Raw genomic sequence first — 21,402 nt, 5'->3', positions numbered from 1 at the left:
ACGAAGAGGGGGCCGCGAAAGTGCGTTCGCTTCGGTCAGTTGCGTGCACGAGTCGCGGGATCCGGGAGAGTCGAACGTTGGCGTCCGAAGCAGGTACGGAGTCACCGCGAGCCGCGGTCGCTGGGAGTGTGGGGCTGGCCCTGGTGCTCGCTCCCCTCGCGGTCGCGCTGGTCATTTGTGCGCTCCACTTCCACTCGGAACTCGAAGCCCGCTCCGAGCGCAACCGCGCGCAGGGGGTCAGCCTGGCGCGGCTGCTGTCACAGCTGCCCTACGACAGCCTGACGGGCTCGGGGGGCGCCAGCGGGCCCCTGGAGCTGGTGCGCAACAGCCAAACGAACCCGGACTTCGCCTACGTGCTCCTCGCCCGACTGGACGGCAGCCCCCTCGACCAGGTCGCGGCCCCCGGCGTTGCGCCGGCGGTGGCGCCTGCCCAGACGGAAGTGGCGGCCTGGATCGGCGAGCGACTCGTCACACCCGCGGTCGGACGCGGCGTCGTCCGCGAGTTCTTCGCGCCGGTGATCGACCGGGGCGAACGCGTGGCCGAGCTTCGGGTGGCCTTCTTCGAGCCCGGCGCGGGGATGCTCCTCTCCGAGGCTTCCGAGCTGGCCGCGTTCGCGCTGCCGGTCTTCCTGCTCGCGCCCCTCTCGTACCTGGCGTTTCGCCGCGGCCTGCGCCCGATCGCCGCCGTCACTGAGGAGATGCGGGGGCTCGTCGAGGCACGCCGCTTCGATACGGTCGAGCTCCAGGCACAGGGCGAAGTCGGTCAGTTCATCCGGGGCTTCAACGAGTTCATGGAGCTCGCGCGGGCGCGGGTCCGCGAGTTGGAGGAGGAGCGCACGGGCATCCTGGCGTCCTCGAAGGTGGTGGCCTACCAGCAGTCGCGTATCGAGGCGGTGCTCGGAGCCCTGCCGGATCCGACCCTCGTACTCGACCCGACGGGCACGCCGATCTTCGCGACGCCGCAGCTCGGCCCTGCGATCGGCCTGGACGCCGAAGACTTCGTGGGTCGTCCCGCGGCCGACTGGTGTTCCCACGCGGAGCTGCTCGGCTTCTTGACGCGCGCGGTGCGCTCGGGAGGGGCCCACAGCCCGGAGCGGGGGGAGTTCGAGTTCGAGACGTCGCTGGGCCCGCGTCGCTTCGAGATCGAACGGCATCTGATCGGCGGCGCCGACGGATCCGCGGCCGGGGTCGGCACGCTGGTGACGTTTCGCGACGTCAGTGAGTCGCGGGCTTCCCAGCGGACCCAGGGAGAGTTCGTCGCCCACGTGGCGCACGAGCTGAAGTCTCCCCTGCACGTCATGTCGATGTACGGCGAGTCGCTCCTGGACGCCGAGGCGGCCTCGGAGGAGTTCCGCATCGAAGCCTCGAACGTCATTCGCGACGAGGTCGAACGGCTGGACTCGCTGGTTCGGTCGCTGCTCAGCATCTCGCAGATCGAAGCCGGGACCCTCGCGGTCGATCGCCAACGCCTCCGGGTTCCTGACTTCCTCGCCGACTGCGTCGAGGCCGTGTCCCGCAGCGCGGCGAAGCGATCGATCTCGTTCACGGTGCACGCCCCCGCGGACGGCGGCGTGCTCTTCGTGGACAAGGATCTGCTCCGCGTCGCCGTCAACAACCTCCTGACCAACGCGATCAAGTACAACCGGGACGGCGGCGAAGTCGCCGTCCACGGTGAGGATGTCGGAACGCGCTACGAGATCCGGGTGCGCGACGGAGGGATCGGGATTGCGGAAGAGGAGCTCGAGCACGTCTTCGAGAAGTTCTTCCGGTCGAGTGATCCCGAGGTCCAGAAGCGGGGCGGGCACGGACTGGGGCTGGCCCTGACCGAGCGGATCGTCGAACTCCACGGCGGGCGCATCTCGGTGCAGTCGCGACCGGGAGAGGGCTCCGAGTTCACCATCTCCCTCCGGAAGCGCACCGAAGCATGAGCGAAACCGTGCGCCGCGTGCTGGTCGCCGACGACGAAGCGCCGATCCGCCGGGTCGTTCGCTTGTCGCTCGAGCGGGCGGGCTACGTCGTGGAGGAGGCCTCGAACGGCGTCGCGGCGCTCGAGGCGCTGCGCGCGCGCCCGTTCGACGTCCTGGTCACGGACATCGAGATGCCTCAGATGAGCGGAGACCAGCTCTGCTGGACCTTGGCCGATGATCCGCCGCCCCATCCACTCATGATCTTCGTGGTGACGGGCCGCTCGGATGCGAGGCTCGACGAGATCGAGAACGTCGAGCGGCTCGAGAAGCCGGTGAGCCTGCGCCATCTGCTCGCGCGGATCGCCGCCCGCCTCGAAACCCAGGCGGCGCCGACGACATGACGAAGATCCCTGCGAAGCTCTTCGAGCGCCCGGCGCGCATCCTCGCGGCGATTGCACGTGGCCCCAGCGTCGTCGCGCATGTGGATGCCGCGGGAAACGTCCGCTGGGCATCCTCGCGAGAGGGGTTCGCGGCGCTCCGCCAGCTCGGGGAGCATCTCGCCGACGGGGGCGACCTGACCCGGGTCTGCGCCGATCATCATGCCGTCGCGGTCGAGATCCCCGCCGAGCTGCAGTCGCTCGGGTGGCTCGTGCTTCACTTGTCGGCTCCGATCGATGCGACGGAGAACGAACGGATCCACGGGGTTCTGGAGGACGTCGCCCGGGAGCTCAGCGAGCGTCTCGAGCTGGGGCTCGAGGCGGATTCGCTCGCCGAGGAACTGAGCCTCCGCTACGAGGAGCTGAACCTCCTCTACTCGATGGACTCCCATTCGCGCACGTTCGACGGGGGAACCGCAGCCGCACAAGCCCTGCTCGAGAATCTCGTTTCCCGGCTCGAGATCGACCTGGCCGCGCTGGTCATCGCCGAGCGCAAGGCGCCCATCGTCGCGAAGCACCCGACCCGGGCGACGCCGAACCTCGACCTGCTGCTGACCGCAATGCGCGGCGATCTGTACCGCTTCGCCGTGCAGGGTGGCGCACCCGTGGTGCTGAACGACGAGAAGGACCCGCGTCGGCAGTATCTCCTCGCCAACATGCCGTATCGCATGCTCGCGTGTCCGGCGACGCGATCTGGGCGTGACGCGGCCATGCTCGTCGTGATGCGACAGTGCGATCAGCCCGAGTTCACCAACGGGGACCGCAACCTCTGCGCGGCGATCGCAAGCCAGACGGCCATCATGATCGAGAACCAGGGAGTCCTGGGCTCACTGCAGCGCTTCGGAGAGCAGATCGCGGCGTCTCTCATCGAGGCCATCGAGGCGAAGGACCCGTACACACGCGGCCACTCGGAGCGCGTCCAGAAAGGATCCGTCTCCCTGGCCATGGCAGCGGACCTCCACGCCGAGACGGTCGAGGGCGTTTCTTGGGGAGCCCTGCTCCACGACATCGGCAAGATCGGGATCCCGGACGCGATCATCTGCAAGGCCGGCAAGCTCGACGACGACGAATACACGATGATCAAGACCCACGCCGAGCGCAGCTACGAGATCCTGCGGCACATCGAGTATCTCGGAGAAGCTTCGCTCCGCGCGGCGCGTCACCACCACGAGCGCTTCGACGGCAACGGCTACCCGAAGGGTTTGTCGGGCGAGCAGATCCCGGTCGAAGCGCGGGTGGTTTCGATCGCGGATACCTACGACGCGCTGACCAGCTCGCGCTCGTATCGGGCCGCGACGTCGCACGGGGACGCGATGAAGGTCATCCGGGAGGCGGCGGGCAACCAGCTGGATCCGCGTCTGGTCGAGGTCTTCGAACAGGTGGTGGCGAGCAAGGCGTCGGAATTCGACCTCTCCGATGGGTGAGATCACACGCTCACGCATCGGTTCGCTCTCGCATCTGTTCCCGACCGGGCCCCTCGATCGTCCCGAGGCGATCGCAGCGCTGGAACGCGAGCTGTCGGAATCGATCGCGCGCGGCGAGATGCAGCTCGTGGTGGATCTCTCGGAAGTGTCCGTCGTCAACAGCGCGGCGCTCGAAGCGCTCGCCGAAGCGCACGAGACGCTCAGCCGGATCGGTGGCCGCCTGCGCCTCGCCCACCCGAACCAGGTGATCGGCGAAGTGCTGGATCTCACCGGTCTCTCGGGTGAGCTCGAGGTGCTCTCGGCGTCCACGGGGAGCGATGCGCCCGAACCCGGCGGAGAACGCCTGGTCGGCGCGCGGATCGGGGAGATCCTGGTGGCGCGGGGCCACGTGGAAGAGGCGCAGGTCGAGGCGGCACTCGAGATCCAGGCGAACACGGGTCGGCGCATGGCCGAGGTGATGGTCGAAGAAGGCTGGCTCTCCGAAGCGGATCTGCTCTCGGCCCTTTCCGAGCAGCTGGCCCTGCCCCTCGTGCGTCTGCGCGCGGGACTCTACGACGCGGCGGCGGCCCGTCTCCTCGAGGTGGCCGTTGCGAAACGGCTCGGGGTGCTGCCGCTCTTCCGGGTCCGCGAGAACCTCTTCATCGCCACCCCGAACCCCCAGTCGATTCCGACGGCCGACGCGGTCGAGGATCTGACGGGCCTGCGGGTGAAGCCGGTGCTGGCCACGGCGACGGACGTCGAGAAGGCGACGGACGACGCGTATGGTGAGGTCGACGACCTCGCCCAGTACGTCGGCGATCTCGAAGGAGACATCGAGCTCGTCGAGAGTCACGAGCCCGAGGACGAGGACCTGATCGACCAGATGGCGGAGGGCAACCCCGTCATCAACCTGATCAACGGAATCATCCAGCGCGCGATCAAGGATCGTGCGAGCGACATCCACATCGAGCCGGCGCGCAGCAAGTGTCGGATCCGCTTCCGCGTCGACGGCGTTCTCTACCCGGTGATGTCGCCAGGGATCGAGATCCACCCCGCCCTGGTGTCGCGCCTGAAGGTGATGGCGAAGCTCGACATCGCGGAGCGCCGACTCCCGCAGGACGGTCGCATCCAGGTGGTCACCGGCGGTCGAAGCGTGGATCTGCGCTTCAGCTCCCTGCCCGGGATCTACGGCGAGAAGATCGTGCTGCGGGTGCTCGACAAGAACGAGTCGATCCTCGAGATCTCGCGGCTCGGCTTCTCGAACACCAACGAAGAGGGCCTGGTGGCGCTCCTCGCGCGCAGCTACGGCCTCATCCTGGTCACGGGTCCGACCGGCAGCGGGAAGACGACCACGCTCTACGCGGGCGTCAACCACATCGCCAGCGACGAGAAGAACATCGTCACCATCGAAGATCCCGTCGAGTACCAGATCGATGCGATCTCGCAGAACCAGGTCCGCGAGAACATCGGCCTCTCCTTCGCGAAGATCCTGAAGCACGTGTTGCGACAGGACCCCGACGTCATCATGGTCGGCGAGATCCGCGAACAGGAGACGGCGGAGATCGCGGTCCAGGCCGCGTTGACGGGTCACCTGGTGATCTCGACGCTCCACACGAACGACTCTCTCGGCGCCATCACCCGGATGCTCGAGATGGGGGTCGAGCCCTTCCTGCTCTCGTCTGCCCTGATCGGCGTGGTGGCCCAGCGTCTTGTGCGCCGCGTCTGTCCGAAGTGCACGACGAGCTATGCGGCGCCGGCGGGTGCCTTGGACGCCTACGGCGTCGACCACGAGGGACAGCTGACCCTGTACCGGGGCCGCGGCTGCAGCCATTGCTATGACTCGGGCTACCGAGGCCGCCGCGGGATCCACGAGGTGCTGATCGCCGACGATGCGCTGCAGCGCCTGATCCTCGAGAACCCGACGCGCACCGAGCTCGACGCCTACCGCGACGAACACCAGGTCACCACGCTCCAGCGCGACGGCATCCAGCGGGCCATCGAAGGCGAGACGACCGTCGAGGAGGTGCTGCGGGTGGTGAACACCTAGCCGTGCCGATCGAACGTGCCCAAGCAGCGCGCTCCAGCACGGACTGGGGTGACCGGCTCCGCGAGATCGGATCCATCGAGCTCACGTCCGAGCGCGTGACGGATCGCGATCGCATCTTCTTCACCGAGCGCCTCGCGCTGCTGCTCGGGACGGGGAACGGCCTCCACGCGAGCTTGCGCGCGCTCGAAGAGCAGGCGGGCCACGGCGGTATGGAGAGCGTGATTCGCGACCTCCAGGAGGGCGTCGAGGGCGGGCTGAGCTTCTCCCAGGCGCTCGCGCGAAACCCCGAGTCCTTTCCGCCTTCGTTCGTGAGCGTCGTCGCCGCCGGTGAGAGCGGTGGCTTCCTGTCCGAAGTGCTCGAGCGTCTCCGCGACCTCGACGAGAAGCGCCAGGAGCTGCGTTCGACCCTGTTCTCGGCGTTCTCGTACCCGGCGTTCCTGGCCCTGTTCTCCGTTGCCGTCGTGGGCTTCGTCCTGATCGTCGTGTTCCCGAAGTTCGGCGAGATGTTCGTCCTCATCTGGGACCAGCTCCCGGTGACGACGCGCTGGCTGATGGGCGCCAGCGAGGCGCTGCGTCAGCACGCATGGGCGTTCCTGGTGGCGAGCGTGGGTCTCTCGGTCGTCGCATGGCAAGCGCTGACGCGACCGGCCGGGAAGCGCTGGGCCGATCGCGCGCTCACGCGGCTCCCCGTCGTGCGCGAACTCGCCGTTCTCTACCGACTCGTCCAGTTCATGCACGTCATGAGCCTCGGCCTCGCCAACGGCGTTCCCATGCTCGAAGCCCTGCGCTCCTGTCGCGACGTCGTCGGGAGCCCCGAGTTCCGAAGCTTCGTGCTCGGACTGGAGAGCTCGGTTCAGGAGGGTCGAGGCGTTGCCGTCGGATTCACCGAGGCTGACTTCGTCCCTCCGTTGGTTGCCCAGATGATCGAGACGGGCGAGGAATCCGGTGAGTTGGCGACCGTGATGGGGCGCATGGCCGACTTCTACGAACGCGAATGGAAGCGGAAGCTGAACGTGATCTCGAAGCTGATCGAGCCCATGATGCTCGCGGTGATGGGCGTCGTCGTCGGGATCATCGTCAGCTCGCTGATCCTGCCGATCTTCAAGCTGTCGACGACGGTTCGGTAGTTCGCTGTATCAAGTTAGTGCTGCTGTGCTCCGAATCACAAAACGATCCAAGTCTCGGGAAGCACGGGACATTTCAGATTGAAACGCCACTCGCAGAGGTCTCGGGCGGCGGCTTCGAAGATGGGGAGAATGCAGATGCGAAGCGCAGCCGTTCGAAAGGGCTTCACGCTGGTCGAACTTCTGATCGTCGTGATCATCCTGGCGATCCTGGCGGCGATCGTCGTTCCGCAGTTCGTTGCGACGACCGACGACGCGAAGCTCGCCGCGCTGGATTCGAATCTTCGGAACCTGCGCGCCGCGGTGGCTCTCTACAACCAGCAGCACGGTGAGTTCCCCGGCGCGAACGGCGATGGCACGAACGCGGCGGGCAGCGAGGCGGCGTTCATCACCCAGCTCACGACGTTCACGAACGCCGACGGGGCATCGAACGCGACGCAGACGGCGACGCACATCTACGGCCCCTATCTCACGCGAAGCAGCATGCCACCGGACCCGATCAACAACGTCGCGACCGTCGCGATCGTGACCACGGGCTCATTGCCGCTGGCCTCCGCAGGCACCACCGGGGGATGGCTCTTCGATACCGTCACCGGTCAGCTGGTGATGAACCACACCGGCTACGACGATCGCTGATCCACGGCGTTCGACCGGAGCGCTGCTGTCGTGCGCCAGACGGGAGCCGACCCTCGGGTGGGGCCGGTAGAGCGGGCATCGCGCCCCGAGTCTTCGGAAGCGAACCCGATGTCATCCCACCAAGGCCGGCGTCCGTGAGTTGGCCGCCGCGCTGGCTGCGCCGTCCCGCTCACGGGGCGGAGTACGGCCCGATCGGACTCGAGGTGACGCCCCACGAGGTACGCGTCGCGCAGGTCCATGGGGAGCAGCGCAAGGGTCTCCATGTGGGAGGGGTCTTCGAGCGGCGTTCGGACGCCGAGCTCGCCGATCCGTCCGAGCTGAAGGGGCTGCTTCGCGAGGCGGGTTGCCGCGGCCGTCGGGTCGTCACCGTGTTGCCCGAGGAACGCACGCGCTTGTTGGTCTTGAACTTCGAGCCCGAAGAGGCGACGGACGAGTCGGAGACGGTGTTGAATCTGATCGACGAGCGCGTCGAAGAGTCGATCGAGAACTACGTGGTCGACTACCTGACGCTGCGCGCGGCCACGGAGAACCAGGCCGAACGCTCCGTGTTGGCCGCAGTCGCTCCGAAGCGCGTCGCGCTCCGCCACCTCGAGAACCTCCATGCGAGCGGCCTCGACGTCGAAGCGCTCGAGATTCCGCCGCTGGCGCTGCATCGCCTGCTCTCCGAGACCGGCTTCCTCGGCGAACGCGAGACCGTGGTGGCGATCCGCGTCCTCCCGACACGCAGCGACCTGCTCGTGCAGTCGGGTCGGCGCCTCGTGCTCTTCCGCACGATCGACCTGGGCGAGGACGCCTTCCTCGCGGCTCTCTCGAAGGGCCTGGAGGTCGACCGGAGGACCGCGTCGGAGATTCTCGACCGCTTCGGGTTCGGCGGCGCGAACGCCTCTCAGAATCTCGTGCAGGCACCGGGTTCCGATGCCGAGGTCGCAAGAGCCGTCGCGGAGATCTTGACGCCGCTCGGCGAGGCGCTCGTCGAAGACATTCAGCGTGCCGGTGTGTACGTCGCGTCCCAGTGCCGGGGAGCCGGGCTCGATCGGGTCCTGCTGCTCGGCCGTCCCGCGTCCTGGCCGGGCCTCGCAGCGTGGGTCGGAGAGTTGTTGTCGGTTCGGACGGAGGTCCTCGAACCGACCAGTGCGATTCCGGGGGGCATCGCCGAACCCCAGGGCGACCTGTCGGTGGCGCTCGGCTTGGCCCTGCGCGGGAGCGCCGCATGAACACGCTCGACCTCGTGCCCACCGAGTACCGGGCCCGGCTTCGGGGCCGCGCGGCGCTGCGCCTCACCGCCCTGGTGCTGGCGCTCGTCGGCGTGTGCCTCGCGGGTACGCGCTGGGCGATCGGTAGCCTGGAGACGTCCCGGAGGGCAGAGATCCAGGCGCTCGATGCCGCCGAGGCGATGGCCTTGGAACGCCGGCAGCGGCTCGACCTGCTGGAAGCGGAGCGCGCCCACTCTCGGCGCCAGCTCACGATCCTCGACGGACTGCGCGGAGGCGTACAGAGCACGCAGGTCTTCTTTGCGGTCGACCGTTCGCTCGCCCAGGGAATCCACTTTCGCGACTGGTCGTTCCGCCGGGCCGGTCAGGTCGTGAACGCCGGCGCGAAGCCCACGCGACAGGGCTACTTCCTGGTCGTGCCCCTCGAGGAGGAAGGCGAGGGCGAGAACCGGGCCTGGCGCCTCGAAACCCACATGGAGATCCAGGGGCGCGCTCGGGATCACGCCACCCTGGCCGGTTTCGTCAGCCGTCTGGTCGATGAGCCGTTGATCGAGAACGTGCGGGTCGTGCAGACCCGCGCCAACCCCGCGACCCTCGCGAGCGCAATCGACTTCGAGCTCGCCGTGGTCGTGCGGACGGGCGCCTGACGCCATGGAGTTTCTCTCCCGGGTAGCCGAGCGGGTGGGCGCGCTCTCGGATCGCGAGCGGCGGATCGTGCTGTTGGGTGTGGTCGCCGTCGCCACGACGCTCGGCTACGCGCTGCTCGTGCGCGGTCCGCTCGCACGCCTCCAGGCGTTGGCGCGTCAGGACCCGAGCGTGAGCGTCGAATCGATTCGTGCCGAGGTGTCGCGTCTCGACGCGACGATCGTCGACACCGAGGCCCACGTCGTCGCGGCGCGCGATCGGCTCTTCGGCGGCTTGGCCGAGCTCCCCGCGGAGAAGACCGAGTCCTACATCATCGAGCGCCTCGACGCGATCTCGGGCCGCTATGCGGTCGACCTCGTCGGTGTGAACCCGGGCCCGAGCCGCAGCGTGATGAGCTTCGACGAGCACATCTACGAGGTGGAAGCGACGGGTGAGTTCTTCGCACTCTTCGCGTGGTTGAACGAACTCGAAGTCGAGCTGCGCCCGCTGGTCGTGAACGAGTTCGGCCTGGTGCCTCGTGGCGAGGCCGGCGGAGTTCGCCTCAGTGTGCGATTGGCCTCGTATCGACCGACGGAACGCGCGTCGTGATGCGCCGCGGTCGATGGATCGGCATCGCACTCGTGCTGGCTTCGGGCAGTGGGGCCGAAGAGGCGCCGACTCTGCACATCGATCCGTTCCGCCCGCTCGCTGCCGAGTCGGGGACTTCGGGCGGCAGTTACGGACGCGCTCCCGCGCCTGGCTGGCAGCCCGTTCTGCAGGCGACCCTGGTCGGCGCCGATGGCGGTTTCGCCAACCTGGGTGGGGAGATCCTGCGGGTGGGAGAAGCGACCCGGGGATACCGACTCGTCGAGGTGGGCGAGTGGGATGCGGTCTTCGAGCATGGGGGGAGCTTGATCCGACTCTCGGTCTCGCCCCCGGCGAGGTCGCGATGAGACGGTTCCTCGTCATCCTTGTGCTCGCGTGTTGGGTCGGTGGGGCGCTGTGGGCCGAGCCGATCCAGATCGAGCGGCAGGCGCCGGGTCGCGTGACGCTCGTCGTGCGAGAAGCGCCGATCGAGGAAGTGTTCGAGATGCTCGCGCGCACCGAGCGTGTGAACGTGCTCCTCCACGAGGATGTCGAGGCCACGGTCTCGGTGAACCTCTTCGACGTGTCCGTCGATCGCGCGATTCGCGCCATCGCCGATGCGGCAGGGCAGGTGGCCGAGCGACGCCACGGGACCTACGTGATCGTCCCGCGGGAGGAAGCCGGCCGCGATTCCGCCCAGGGGAATACCGAGATCCGCTCCTTCAGGGTCGAGTACTCGGATCCCGAGCGGGTCGCCGAGCTCGTCGAGAAGCACCTGTCGCGCTACGGCGAGGTGACGGTCCTCGTCGATCGCCGACTTCTGGTGGTCGAGGATCTTCCCGAGTTCCAGCGTCGGATCGAGGCGCTGCTCGCGGAGGTCGACCGCCAGCCGAGCTTGATCTTCATCGAGGCGAAGATCCTCGAGGTGCAGCTCGACGAGGACGAGACCATCGGCGTCGACTGGGTGACGACCTTCGAGAAGGGCGCCGTGGGCGCGCGCGATCTCGCGTTCGCCGACGCGCCGGGCCTCTTCTTCGATCTGATGACCAGCGATCTCGAGATCCAGCTCACGGCGCTCACGGAGAAGGGCCGGGTGCGTACGCTGTCGAGCCCGACGCTACTCGCGGTGGAACACGAAGAAGCCGAGGTCGTGATCGGGGATCGCTTGGGCTTCCGGGTCACGACCACGATCAACCAGGTCACGACCGAGAGCGTCGAGTTCCTCGAGTCCGGCGTGATCCTGCGCTTCACGGCCTCCGTCGACCGCGACGGTCGCATCGTCCTGGACATCCACCCCGAGGTGAGCAACGGCTTCATCCTCGACGGCCTCCCGCAGCAGCGCACGACCGAAGTCACCACGCGCTTGCGCGCGCGCGACGGCCAGACCGCGTTCATCGCCGGGTTGATCCGCGACAACGAGACGGACACGCGGACGGGGATTCCCTTCATGATGGACATCCCGATCTTCGGTCGCGTCTTCGAGCGAACCGAGACCGTCGACGTCAACACGGAGACGGTCGTGCTGCTCACGGCGCACATCGTGGATCGCTCGGCCGACGCCCACCCCGCGGCCGTCGAGCGCACGGAGCGGAGCGAGCGCGACCTGGCGGATGAGCGCGTCGAACGGAGCGAGCGGGTCGTCCCCGTGAACCCCCTCACCCAGGACCTCGGAGGCGTGCCGCTGGGCGGCTACGAGGACGGTGAGGTGGCGCCGGCCTCGGACTCGGAGCGCTGACGCTCCAGGAAGCGCGCACTCTCGAGCGTGCGGAAGTAGGCCTGATAGGGCTCCGCGTCTTCGATGGGTCGCAGGTAGTGCTGGGCCGAGGCGCGTACGACCAGCTGAGTGGCGCTGCGCTCACGCACGGTCACGGTGAATCGCACGAGGTCGCTGCGGTGATAGAAGGGTCCCCAGGAGCGGAGCGCCTTCGTGAACACCACCAGCTTCTCGGTGTCGTAGAGGAAGTAGTCGGCCATGTCGCGCCGCTCGAGATCGACGAACTTCTTCCCCGAGACGATGCCCAGCTCGGTGTCGAGGACTTCGACCTGGAAGTCGAGGTCCTGGAAGGTCGTGACCACGGTCTGCAGCATGCGCTGCTTGTCGCTCGTGTCGAAGACGCGGCTCTGGGCGTTGCGTACCCGGACCTGGCTCGCTTCTGCAGCCCAGATCTGTTCGGCCGAGTTCCAGCCGATCTCGTGGCGCGCCATGTACGGCGTCACGCAGCCCGCCATCGCGAGGGACAGGAGCGCGCCGAGCAGAAGCAGGGCAGGGCGCCGCACGTGTCAGTTCCGCCCGATGAAGAGCGAGCGCTCGAGGGTGGCGAAGAAGTTCTGATACACCTTTGCGTCGGTGATGGGTTCGTTGTTGTAGATCGCGTTCGCTCGGATCTGCATCTGGCCGCCCTTCTGGGGACGCACCGTTACCGTGATGCCCAGCACGTCGAAGTAGCGGGGCTCGGCGAAGCGGGCCGCCGTCACCAGCCCGAGCGGTTCGTTCGCGCGCTCGATGATGAAGCCGAGGTCCTGGAGTGCCGCGATGACGCCGCGCATCGCCTGGTTCTTGTCCTTCACCTCGAAGGTGCGCGTCTGGAAGCTGCGCAGCTTCATCTGCTCTTCGGAAGGCGCGAGCAGGTCCGGGGCGGGCTCGGGTGTCGAGGCGCAGCCCCAACCCAGCAGAGCCGAGGCGAAGAGAGGCAGGAAGCGGCGGAACGTCGCGCGTCGCATGGGCGGACCTTTCAGATCTTGTGCGCTTCGAGGAAGACGGCCTTCGAGAGCCGGGCGAAGAACTGCTGGTAGATGAGCGGGTCGCGGATCATCTCCATCTTCTGCTGGCCCGCTGGAATGTGCTGATCACCGTTCTGCCCGTCGCTCTTCCACACCAGGCGATAGAAGAGCACCCGCACCTCGTAGCGGGAGCCGTCGGCGGCGATGGGACGCGTCACCAGCGAGGCGTTGATCTGCTGGTGGAGATCGACGGGAATCACCTGGGTGGCATTGGACTGCCCGGCCGCCGACAGCGCGAGGCTCAGGACGAAGACGATCCCGCGCTGGATCTCCTGTCCGTACTCGCGCGCGCCGCGTTCCTTTGCGGCACGCAGGAAGCCCACCTCGCGCACGCTCTCCGACACCTGGAAGCCGAGGTCCTGGAGCACGGCGGCCGAGGCCGACAAGAGCTCGGTCTCGTCGCGGGTCTCGAACTCACGGGTCTGGGCCGCGCGATGCTGGGCGCTCTCGGGGGTGAGCTGGAAGAACGTGCCCGGGTCGGTCGGCGGCTGCGCACACGCGCAGCACATCGCCACGAGGACCCCCAGTGCGATCTGCGCGCGCAAGCTAGAACTGCGAGTAGTTGTAGCTGTAGTCCCGGACCATCTTCTGTTCGTCGAACTTGATGATGATCGTCAGGGTGCGCTGGGTCGACGAACTCGACTGGCTGCTGCGTCCGCCGCCGAAGATGATGATGCCGCCGCCGATCGAGCTCTGGGTCGACACGCGGTCGCTGGAGACCTTGTCGTAGATCCAGGTCTCGCGGCGCTGGTCGTCGGTGGTGACGATGTTCGGCGAGCCCAGGACCTGGGCCACCGAGGCGGCGTCCATGCCCACCTTGATCTCGCCCTGGACCTTGCCCACGGTGAGATTGTCGGCGTCGTCGGGCGGGGGCGCGCTGGCGCAGGCGCCGAAGACGAGGGTGGCGGTCAGGGCGAGGCCGATCGCGAAACGCTGCATGCTGGATCCTCCGCGCGGGAGTATCCCCCGCTGGCGCCGGGTCGTGCCACTGCGATCGCAGGGCCCGCCCCCAGCACGTTCTCCGGTCGCGAGGGGCTACGCGGGAGCGAGCTCGACGGGAATCCCGTTCACGATCGCGTTGCCCGAGAGGGTGTCGACGAGATCGCCCGGCGCCAACACGTTGTTGCAGACGCCGGCGTGCTCCGCCGCGACCCCGAGCTTCGCGCCGGGCTTGTCGTGCCCCCATCCGTGCGGGAGGCATACGACCCCAGGACGCATCTCGTCGCTCACCTCGACGGGCGCCACCAGGCTCCCCGCCTTCGACGTGATCTGGGCCTGGGCTCCGTCGACCAGACCGCGGCGCTTCGCGTCGTCGGGGTGGACGAGCAGCGTGCAGCGGTCCTTGCCGGTCATCAGCGGCGCGACGTTGTGCATCCAGGAGTTGTTCGAGCGGACGTGCCGGCGACTCACCAGCACGAGGTCGGACTCGGTGCGGTCCAGCCGCTCGCGCAATCGCGGGATGTCCCCGGTGATGTACGCGGGAGCGAGCTCGAGCCTCCCGCTCGGGGTGCGCAGTAGCTCGGGCAGGCGCGCTTCGAGGGCGCCCATGTCGAGGCCGTTCGGCTCGGCCGCGACCTTCTCGAAGGTGAGGCCGTCGGGCTTCTGCCCGAACGCGTCGCCCCAGGGCCCGATCCGGATGGCGAAGTCGAGCAGCCGGTGCGGACCGGGGGCGCCGCTCATGCCGACGATCTCGGCGGGGTCGCGACCGGCGATCGCCGACTGCGGGTCCGCCGCGACCGTTGCCACGATGCCCGCGTAGAAGAGGTTGTCGAGGGCCGCGACGTCGACGTCGGCGGCTTTCTGGCCCTGCAGGATCGCGGCGAGGGTGAGCAGGATCTCCCACTCCGCCGGTCGCTCGGGATCGGCGGCGAAGACGGGCTCCGAGTACTTCCCGGCATTGCGCACGGCCCAGTTCCACAGGAGCTCGTCGTAGTGGGGCTGTTCGAGCACCGACCAGCCAGGGAAGATCACGTGGGCGTGGCGGGTGGTCTCGTTCAGCCAGTTGTCGATGCTGATCATGCAGTCGAGTTCGGGCAGGGCTTCGTCGAGCTTGCCCGCGTCGGGCGCCGAGAGCACCGGGTTGCCCGCGATCGTGATCAGGGCCTTGAGCTGGCCCTCGCCGGGCGTGGCGATCTCTTCCGCCATGCACGAGACGGGCACCTGTCCCAGGACTTCCGGCGCGCCGCGGACCCGACTCTGCCAGCGCCCGAAGGTGAAGCCCTCGGCGAACTCGGGCGGCGTCAGGTTGACGAACGACCAGGCGATCGGGTTCGCGAACATCGAACCGCCCTCGCGGTCGAGGTTGCCCGTCAGCACGTTCACCACGTCGACGAGCCAGGAGGCGAGGGTGCCGAACTCCTGGTTGCAGGTGCCGATGCGCCCGTAGACCGAGCCCGCGTTGGCCTCCGAGAGGCCGCGCGCGATCTCGCGGATCGTCTCGGCGGGAATGCCACAGCACGCCGACACTGCCTCGGGCGTGAAGTCGGCGCAGAGTCGCTCGACCTCGTCGACGCCGACGGTGAAGTCGGCGAGGCGTCCGAGGGCGACCCGGTCTTCCGCGAAGAGCACCTGGCACACGGCGAGCAAGAAGGCCGCGTCGGTGCCGGGCTGGATCGGCACCCAGGCGTCGGCGCGCTTCGCGGTGCCGGTGCGGCGCGGATCGACGACGATGACCTGGCCGCCTCGTTCGCGGATGGCGTCGAAGCGTCCCAGCACGTCGGCCGCGGCGAGCAGGCTCCCCTGGGAGGCGTGCGGGTTCGCGCCCATCACCACCAGGTAGTCGGTGCGGTCGATGTCCGGTGTGGGGATCGTCCACATGCCGCCGTACATCAGCGCGGACGACACGTTCTTCGGCCACTGGTCGACGGTGCCGGCCGAGTACAGGACGGGGATCCCCGACATCGGCGCGAAGGCGGCGACGTAGCGCGAGAGCGAGAAGTTGTGCGCCGTCGGATTGCCGATGTAGGTGGTGACCGCCGTCATGCCGTGCTTCTCGATCACCGGCCGCAGCAGCCGTTCGGCCTCGGCGAAGGCCTCTTCCCAAGAAGCTTCGACGAATTGCCCGTCGCGACGGATGAGCGGCGTGCGCAAGCGGTCCGGATCATGGTGCAGATCGCCGAGGGTGGTGCCCTTCGGACAGATGTAGCCCTGGCTCCAGACGTCCTCGTCGTGGGGTCGGATCTTCTCGACCCGCCCGCCTTCGACATGGACCTCGAGTCCGCACATCGCTTCGCAGAGCGGGCAGGTCTTGATGTGGACACCGTCTTCCGAGGGTCGCGGGGACATGGTGCGGACTCCTGGGTCAGCGCCGACGCGGTGGACGTCGCGCGGCCGTGGCAGAATGCGCGGCCTGCGCATTCTACGCGACGCGTTCGCGTCCGTGGAAGCGCGGGTCAAGCGGGGCTGACCACTTGCGCGCACCGCGCGCTCCAAAGGACAGGAGATGGGATGCAGATCGGACGCTGGCTGTTCGCAGGGATCGCAGGTCTGGCGCTCTTCCTCGCCGGCTTCTGGCTCGGGCGCAGCCCGACCGGAGAGTCGATCCGCGAGCTCGGGCTCGAGGCCGCCGGTCGCGTCGGCGCCGTGGTCGCCCAGCGCGCCGGCACCGACACCCGTTCGCGCTTGATCCTCGAGAACCCGGACCTCTACCGCCGCGTTCAGGGGGGAGGCGCTTTCGGCGGCACCTTCTCGCGTCACGTCGCGCAGAACATGTTCGGGCAGACCGACGAGGCGATCGCCGACGCGAACGAGCTCACCGAGGTGGAGGAGCTGGCGCCGCGCACCTGGCTCGTGCGCTTCCCGATCGTCAACTGCGTGCTCTTCGAAACCGACGAGGGCCTGGTGGTCGTCGATACGGGCATGTCGCCCGCCGGGCCGGCGCTCGTCGAGGCGATCCGCAGCATCAGCGCACTCCCGGTGCACACGGTCATCTACACCCACGGTCACGTCGATCACGCCTATGGCACCTGGGCACTCCTCGAAGCGGGCTGGAACCCCGAGGTGATCGCCCACGCCGCCATCGAGGAGCGCTTCGATCGCTACATCCGACTGCGGGGGTCGATGGCGAAGTACATGTCCCAGCCCGAGCATCAGCTACCGGCGAGCCGTGAAGATCTCGTGTGGCCAACGCGCACCTTCGACGACCGCCTCGAGATCGAGGTGGGCGGTGAGACCTTCGTCTTGCAGCACCACCGCGGCGAAACCGACGACCAGCTCTACGTGTGGGCGCCTGCGCGACGCGCGCTGGCGACGGCCGACTATTACCAGGGCTTCTTGCCCAACGCGGGCAACGGCAAGCGCGTGCAGCGCCACCCCGAAGAGTGGGCCTTCGCACTGCGAGAGATGGCGGCCCTGGAACCCGCGCTCCTGCTTCCCGCCCACGGCGAGGCGCTGACCGATCCGTCCCTCATTCAGGAGAACCTGGGGGTTCACGCCGAAGTGCTCGAGTTCGTCGTGAAGCACACCATCGACGGGCTGAACGCCGGGCTGCGCAAGGACCAGATCTTCCAGTCCCTCGAGCTGCCGCGGCACCTCGACGAGCACCCCACGCTTCGCGTGCAGTACGTCACCGCGCGCGACATCTCGAAGATGGTGATCCGGCAGTACACGGGCTGGTGGGACGACATTCCCTCCCATTGGTCGCCGGCCCCCCTCGAGCACGAAGCGCAGGCGATCGTGGAGTCCGCCGGTGGGATGGACGCCTTCGTCGATCGGACGCGCGAGTACCTCGCCACCGACGTGATTCTCGCCAGCCACTTCGCCGACTGGGCCTGGCTCGCGGAGCCCGAGAACGCCGCCGTGCAGCAGCTGGTCCTAGACGTCTACCGCGAACGGATCCTCGACCCGCGTTCGAACACCCAGGACATGCTCGCCTATCTCGACGCCATGGCCCTGGCGCGCGACGCCCAGCTGGCGGCGGGCACGCCCTGATTCCCCGGCCGCGCACCTAGGGCTCGATGATCGCGAAGTTCGCCTCCGGCGCTTCGAGCAGCGAGAAGAAGCGGATCAGCGCCGTGCGACTGCCGTCGACGTCGAGGTCGTCGGAGAACAGGAACTCGCGCGCCGTCTTGCGCCCCGCGATGAGCTCGAGGAGCAGCTCCCGCGTCAGGTGGACCGTCGCGTCGGCCTCGGGATCGACGGGCTGCTGGCGGTGGTGGAGCACCGCGTTCTCGATCCACAGCGTGTAGTTCTCGCGCGTGTCGGTGAAGTCGAGGTTGACCGCGAGTTCGACGTCGGCCGCGTCGGGCCCGTTCAGTCGCGTGGCGAAGCTCTCGAGGAAGCGCTCCATCGGGGTGTGGCGGAGCAGATCGAAGGCGAGTTCGAGTCGGGTGCCGCCGGGCTCGGGCGTGCCGTGGCGCAGCTCGTGGGCTCCCACCAGATAGACGTCGCGCCACGGGCCCGACTCGGCGCGGTAGCCGAGCTGGTCGTAGGTGCGCGCCAGGAGCTCGCGCGCGTCGTCGTTGCCGGGTTCGGCGAAGACGAGGTGGTCGAGCAGCATGGCGGCGAAGCGCAGGTCGTCCGTGTCGAAGGCGGCCTGGGCCTTGCGCAGGACCTCGTCCGCGCCGCCCATCGCCGCCACGTACTTCTCGCCTGCCTGCTTCGGCGGCAGCGGGTCGAGGTGGGCGGGGTTGCCGTCGTACCAACCGAAGTACCACTGATACACGGCCTTCGCGTTGTGGCGCACGGTGCCGTAGTAGCCGCGGTTCGCGAACGACGGGCGCAGCGAAGGCGGGAGTTCGAGGGTGTCCGCGATCTCCTGCGGAGTCGCGCCCGAGTTGGCCAGACGCATGGTCTGGTCGTGGACGTACTTGTAGGTGTCGCGCTGCTTCTTGAGGTAGTCGACGATCTCCGCATTGCCCCAGGTGGGCCAGTGGTGGGTCGAGAAGAGCACCTCGGCGTCGCCGCCGAAGAGCTGGAGTGCCTCGTCGATGTAGCCACTCCAGCGCAGGGCGTCGCGCACCTTCGCGCCGCGCAGCGTGTAGAGGTTGTGCATGGTGCGCGTCACGACTTCGGCGCCGCACAGGGCCTGCTTCTCGGGCAGGTAGAACATGAACTCAGCGGGCGCCTCGCTCTCGGGCGTGTACTGGAAGAGGAAGCGAACTCCGTCGAGCACGATCTCGGTGGGGGTGCGGTCCACGCTCTCGGTGGGCTCGGCGATCCCGACGCGTCCGTAGGCCGGTGCGCGGCCTAGGCCACTGTCGACGTGACCGCGCGCGCCGCGCGGAAGCCGCGCGCCGAACATGAACTCGGCCCGGCGCTGCATGCCCACGCCGGCGATCACGTTCTCGCTGGTGGCTTCGTCCATGAAGTGGGCCGGCGCAATGATGTTGACGCCCTGCTCCTCGATCTCTTCCGGGGTGAGGATCCCCTGGATCCCGCCGAAGTGATCGATGTGGCTGTGGGTGAAGATCACGGCGCGGATCGGCCGCTCGCCCAGGTGCTTCTCCACGAGGGCGTAGGCCGCGGCCGCGGTCTCCTTTGCGGTCAACGGATCGACGATGATCCGGCCGGTCTTCCCCTCGATCACGGTGAAGTTGCTGAGGTCGTAGCCGCGCACCTGGTGGATGCCCGGCGCGACCTCGTAGAGGCCATGGAGGTGATTGAGCTGGGCCTGTCGCCAGAGGCTGGGATTCACCGTGTCCGGCGCGGCTTCTTCGAGGAAGGCGTATTGCCGGTTGTCCCAGACCACCTCTCCCTGGGCGTTCTCGATGACGAGCGGCTCCTCGCGCGCCACGAGCCCGCGCTCGGCGTCGCGTCGATCCGCGCCGTCGGCGAGGGGCAGCTCCTGGTAGGTGGCGTTGGCGGCGCGCGTGGCGGCCGACGCTGCCGTGGCGCCGGACGCGTCGGCCTCAGGGGCCATAGCGGGCGTGTCCGCCCCGGGATGCACACAGGCCAGGAACAGCGCGGCGCAAAGCCCCGCGCCGGATCGCAGGAGACCAACCGACGTCACGAGAAACCTCCGATGGGATCGCATCTGCGATGGCCCTACGCGTACTTCCGGAACTCGGGCTTGCGCTTCTCGGCACGCGCCCGACCGCCTTCCTTCGACTCTTCGGTGTCGTAGTAGAGCGACACCGCCTGGAAGGCGATGTTGCCGAGCCCCTTGATGCTCTCGGTGTCCGCGTTGAACGAAGCCTTCGCCAACGCGATCGCCGTCGGGCTGCGCTCGACCAGCTCGGAGCACCACTGGGCGACCTCGGTGTCGAGCTGGTCGTCGGGAACCACGCAGTTCACGAGCCCCATCTCCTCGGCCTGGGCGGCGGTGTAGCGGCGGCACAGGTACCAGAGCTCGCGCGCCTTCTTCTCCCCCACGATGCGCGCCAGGTACGCCGTGCCAAAGCCCGGATCGACCGAACCCATGCTCGGGCCGACCTGCCCGAAGATCGCGCTCTCGGCGGCGATGGTGAGATCGCAGAGCGTCGCCAGCACGTTGCCACCGCCGATCGCGTAGCCGCGCACCTTGGCGACGACCGGCTTCGGGGCGTCGCGCATCGCCGTGTGCACTTCGTCGATCGGCATGCCGAGGGCGCCGCGCCCGCCATAGCTGCCGTCGCCGTGGTCGCTCTGGTCGCCGCCGGTGCAGAACGCGCGCTCGCCGGCACCGGTGAGCACGATCGCTCCGATGTCCTTGTCGGCGCCGGCGGTGTGGAAGGCGTGGATCAGCTCTTCACAGGTGTTCGCGCGGAACGCGTTCATCACCTTCGGCCGGTCGATCGTGATGGTGGCGACGTGGTCCGCAACGTCGTACTGGATGTCTTCGTAGTCCATGGGGGTTCCTTCCGTTGGGCTGCGGTCTCGGGCCGGGCGCCGTGCGAGAACTAGCCGTGCATGGTGAGGCCGCCCGAGACGCTGATGGTCTGGCCGGTGATGAAGGCCGCTTCGTCCGAGAGCAGGAACGCGACGATTCCGGGGTAGTCACTCGGCTGGCCGAGCCGGCGCATCGGAATGGCGCGTTCGAGGGCAGGACCGAGGCGGCCGCTGGGGTCGAGATTCTCGAAGAGAGGCGTGTCGGTCGGTCCGGGCGAGACGATGTTGACGGTGATACCGGCTTTCGCGTGCTCGCGCGCGATCGACTTCGAGAACCCGACGATCCCCGCCTTGCACGCGGCGTACACCGACTCGCCCGACGAGCCGACGCGCCCCGCGTCGCTGGCCAGGCTCACGATGCGACCGGCGCCCTCCGACGCCATCCGCGACAACACGGCGTGGGTGACATGGAGCGGTCCATAGAGGTTGATGTCGATGATGCGGCGCCAGTCCTCGGGCGTCGTCGCCACGAAGTCGGCGGCGGTGTCCCAGCCCGCGCCGTTCACCAGACCGTCGATCCCGCCCGCGTCGCTCTCGAAGGCGTCGATGGCGCTTGCGACCGCGGTGGCGTCGCTGATGTCCGCCGGGTGGCACGAGGCGTCGCCCCGATCCGCCCGAATCGCGGCGGCCACCTGTTCGGCGCCGGCGGCGTCCCGATCGAGCAATCCGACGCGGACCCCTTCCCCACCGAGACGCAGCGCGATCGCTCGCGCGATGCCACTCGCGGCACCGGTCACGAGGACGCGGCGGCCCGCGAGTCCGACGAAGCCCGGCACGTGTCCTCCTGTCCACCGATCGCAGCCTCGCGAGGGGGCCAGGCCGCGTCGCATTCTAGCGGCGT

20 protein-coding genes are annotated in these 21,402 nt (G+C 68.3%); 12 read left to right on the top strand and 8 right to left on the bottom strand.

Annotated elements, in window-relative coordinates; all coding sequences use genetic code 11:
* The first annotated feature begins 77 nt into the window (after positions 1-77).
* The 11 genes from AAF430_13745 to AAF430_13695 all read left to right on the top strand — a co-directional run bounded on the left by AAF430_13745 (position 78) and on the right by AAF430_13695 (position 11,709).
* A complete protein-coding gene (locus AAF430_13745; protein ID MEM7411295.1) occupies positions 78-1,928 on the top strand; it encodes an ATP-binding protein in 1,851 nt (616 codons plus the stop codon).
* Positions 1,925-2,308, top strand: coding sequence for a response regulator (locus AAF430_13740; protein ID MEM7411294.1), 384 nt, complete (start codon positions 1,925-1,927; stop codon positions 2,306-2,308). The genes AAF430_13745 and AAF430_13740 overlap by 4 nt, the downstream gene beginning before the upstream one ends.
* Positions 2,305-3,768 (top strand): HD-GYP domain-containing protein, encoded by a 1,464-nt coding sequence (locus AAF430_13735; GenBank protein ID MEM7411293.1) that lies wholly within the window; start codon positions 2,305-2,307, stop codon positions 3,766-3,768. The genes AAF430_13740 and AAF430_13735 overlap by 4 nt, the downstream gene beginning before the upstream one ends.
* The gene (locus AAF430_13730) at positions 3,761-5,794 is read left to right on the top strand and encodes an ATPase, T2SS/T4P/T4SS family (GenBank protein MEM7411292.1); all 2,034 of its coding nucleotides are present in this window, start codon (positions 3,761-3,763) and stop codon (positions 5,792-5,794) included. The genes AAF430_13735 and AAF430_13730 overlap by 8 nt, the downstream gene beginning before the upstream one ends.
* 2 nt (positions 5,795-5,796) lie before the next feature.
* The gene (locus AAF430_13725; GenBank protein ID MEM7411291.1) at positions 5,797-6,921 is read left to right on the top strand and encodes a type II secretion system F family protein; all 1,125 of its coding nucleotides are present in this window, start codon (positions 5,797-5,799) and stop codon (positions 6,919-6,921) included.
* Positions 6,922-7,056: 135 nt separating this feature from the next.
* Positions 7,057-7,554 (top strand): prepilin-type N-terminal cleavage/methylation domain-containing protein, encoded by a 498-nt coding sequence (locus AAF430_13720; GenBank protein ID MEM7411290.1) that lies wholly within the window; start codon positions 7,057-7,059, stop codon positions 7,552-7,554.
* A gap of 134 nt (positions 7,555-7,688) precedes the next feature.
* Positions 7,689-8,768 carry a pilus assembly protein PilM gene (gene pilM, locus AAF430_13715; protein MEM7411289.1) on the top strand — a complete coding sequence of 360 codons (1,080 nt, stop codon included), beginning with the start codon at positions 7,689-7,691 and terminating at the stop codon, positions 8,766-8,768.
* A complete protein-coding gene (locus AAF430_13710) occupies positions 8,765-9,412 on the top strand; it encodes a hypothetical protein (protein ID MEM7411288.1) in 648 nt (215 codons plus the stop codon). The genes pilM and AAF430_13710 overlap by 4 nt, the downstream gene beginning before the upstream one ends.
* Before the next feature lie 4 nt (positions 9,413-9,416).
* Positions 9,417-9,998, top strand: coding sequence for a hypothetical protein (locus AAF430_13705; protein ID MEM7411287.1), 582 nt, complete (start codon positions 9,417-9,419; stop codon positions 9,996-9,998).
* The gene (locus AAF430_13700; protein ID MEM7411286.1) at positions 9,998-10,342 is read left to right on the top strand and encodes a hypothetical protein; all 345 of its coding nucleotides are present in this window, start codon (positions 9,998-10,000) and stop codon (positions 10,340-10,342) included. The genes AAF430_13705 and AAF430_13700 overlap by 1 nt, the downstream gene beginning before the upstream one ends.
* Positions 10,339-11,709 (top strand): hypothetical protein, encoded by a 1,371-nt coding sequence (locus AAF430_13695; GenBank protein ID MEM7411285.1) that lies wholly within the window; start codon positions 10,339-10,341, stop codon positions 11,707-11,709. The genes AAF430_13700 and AAF430_13695 overlap by 4 nt, the downstream gene beginning before the upstream one ends.
* On the opposite strand, the gene AAF430_13690 is transcribed toward AAF430_13695, so the two are convergent.
* The 5 genes from AAF430_13690 to AAF430_13670 all read right to left on the bottom strand — a co-directional run bounded on the left by AAF430_13690 (position 11,664) and on the right by AAF430_13670 (position 16,040).
* Positions 11,664-12,251 (bottom strand): hypothetical protein, encoded by a 588-nt coding sequence (locus AAF430_13690; protein MEM7411284.1) that lies wholly within the window; start codon positions 12,249-12,251, stop codon positions 11,664-11,666. The two genes, AAF430_13695 and AAF430_13690, sit on opposite strands and share 46 nt — an antisense overlap.
* 3 nt (positions 12,252-12,254) lie before the next feature.
* Complete coding sequence (locus AAF430_13685) at positions 12,255-12,695, bottom strand: hypothetical protein (protein ID MEM7411283.1); 441 nt, start codon at positions 12,693-12,695, stop codon at positions 12,255-12,257.
* Between the two features lie 11 nt (positions 12,696-12,706).
* The gene (locus AAF430_13680) at positions 12,707-13,300 is read right to left on the bottom strand and encodes a hypothetical protein (protein MEM7411282.1); all 594 of its coding nucleotides are present in this window, start codon (positions 13,298-13,300) and stop codon (positions 12,707-12,709) included.
* 1 nt (position 13,301) lies between these two features.
* Positions 13,302-13,694 carry a hypothetical protein gene (locus AAF430_13675; GenBank protein ID MEM7411281.1) on the bottom strand — a complete coding sequence of 131 codons (393 nt, stop codon included), beginning with the start codon at positions 13,692-13,694 and terminating at the stop codon, positions 13,302-13,304.
* 96 nt (positions 13,695-13,790) lie between these two features.
* The gene (locus AAF430_13670) at positions 13,791-16,040 is read right to left on the bottom strand and encodes a molybdopterin-dependent oxidoreductase (protein ID MEM7411280.1); all 2,250 of its coding nucleotides are present in this window, start codon (positions 16,038-16,040) and stop codon (positions 13,791-13,793) included.
* 162 nt (positions 16,041-16,202) lie between these two features.
* Between AAF430_13670 and AAF430_13665 the strand changes: the two genes are divergently transcribed.
* Entirely contained in the window at positions 16,203-17,684 is a 1,482-nt protein-coding gene (locus AAF430_13665; GenBank protein MEM7411279.1) for an MBL fold metallo-hydrolase, read from the top strand.
* Between the two features lie 16 nt (positions 17,685-17,700).
* On the opposite strand, the gene AAF430_13660 is transcribed toward AAF430_13665, so the two are convergent.
* From AAF430_13660 to AAF430_13650, 3 genes are all read right to left on the bottom strand, one after another.
* Positions 17,701-19,614 carry an alkyl sulfatase dimerization domain-containing protein gene (locus AAF430_13660; protein ID MEM7411278.1) on the bottom strand — a complete coding sequence of 638 codons (1,914 nt, stop codon included), beginning with the start codon at positions 19,612-19,614 and terminating at the stop codon, positions 17,701-17,703.
* 125 nt (positions 19,615-19,739) lie between these two features.
* Positions 19,740-20,522: an enoyl-CoA hydratase-related protein gene (locus tag AAF430_13655; protein ID MEM7411277.1), complete on the bottom strand. Its 783-nt coding sequence runs from the start codon at positions 20,520-20,522 to the stop codon at positions 19,740-19,742.
* Positions 20,523-20,572: 50 nt separating this feature from the next.
* Entirely contained in the window at positions 20,573-21,337 is a 765-nt protein-coding gene (locus AAF430_13650) for an SDR family oxidoreductase (protein ID MEM7411276.1), read from the bottom strand.
* Between the last annotated feature and the right edge of the window lie 65 nt (positions 21,338-21,402).

The sequence above is a fragment of the Myxococcota bacterium genome (assembly GCA_039030075.1).
GTDB lineage: Bacteria > Myxococcota_A > UBA9160 > UBA9160 > SMWR01 > JAHEJV01.
The sequence above is the reverse complement of the archived record's forward strand: the minus strand, read 5'-3'. Positions and strand labels throughout refer to the sequence as shown.

Bases quoted from the DNA above. Each gene is read 5' to 3' on its own strand.
- AAF430_13665 (MEM7411279.1), top strand. From the start codon at position 16,203: ATGCAGATCGGACGCTGGCTGTTCGCAGGGATCGCAGGTCTGGCGCTC.
- AAF430_13700 (MEM7411286.1), top strand. From the start codon at position 9,998: ATGCGCCGCGGTCGATGGATCGGCATCGCACTCGTGCTGGCTTCGGGC.
- AAF430_13710 (MEM7411288.1), top strand. From the start codon at position 8,765: ATGAACACGCTCGACCTCGTGCCCACCGAGTACCGGGCCCGGCTTCGG.
- AAF430_13695 (MEM7411285.1), top strand. From the start codon at position 10,339: ATGAGACGGTTCCTCGTCATCCTTGTGCTCGCGTGTTGGGTCGGTGGG.
- AAF430_13670 (MEM7411280.1), bottom strand. From the start codon at position 16,040: ATGTCCCCGCGACCCTCGGAAGACGGTGTCCACATCAAGACCTGCCCG.
- AAF430_13720 (MEM7411290.1), top strand. From the start codon at position 7,057: ATGCGAAGCGCAGCCGTTCGAAAGGGCTTCACGCTGGTCGAACTTCTG.
- AAF430_13655 (MEM7411277.1), bottom strand. From the start codon at position 20,522: ATGGACTACGAAGACATCCAGTACGACGTTGCGGACCACGTCGCCACC.
- AAF430_13660 (MEM7411278.1), bottom strand. From the start codon at position 19,614: ATGGCCCCTGAGGCCGACGCGTCCGGCGCCACGGCAGCGTCGGCCGCC.
- AAF430_13705 (MEM7411287.1), top strand. From the start codon at position 9,417: ATGGAGTTTCTCTCCCGGGTAGCCGAGCGGGTGGGCGCGCTCTCGGAT.
- AAF430_13685 (MEM7411283.1), bottom strand. From the start codon at position 12,695: ATGCGACGCGCGACGTTCCGCCGCTTCCTGCCTCTCTTCGCCTCGGCT.
- AAF430_13735 (MEM7411293.1), top strand. From the start codon at position 2,305: ATGACGAAGATCCCTGCGAAGCTCTTCGAGCGCCCGGCGCGCATCCTC.
- AAF430_13730 (MEM7411292.1), top strand. From the start codon at position 3,761: ATGGGTGAGATCACACGCTCACGCATCGGTTCGCTCTCGCATCTGTTC.
- AAF430_13740 (MEM7411294.1), top strand. From the start codon at position 1,925: ATGAGCGAAACCGTGCGCCGCGTGCTGGTCGCCGACGACGAAGCGCCG.
- AAF430_13675 (MEM7411281.1), bottom strand. From the start codon at position 13,694: ATGCAGCGTTTCGCGATCGGCCTCGCCCTGACCGCCACCCTCGTCTTC.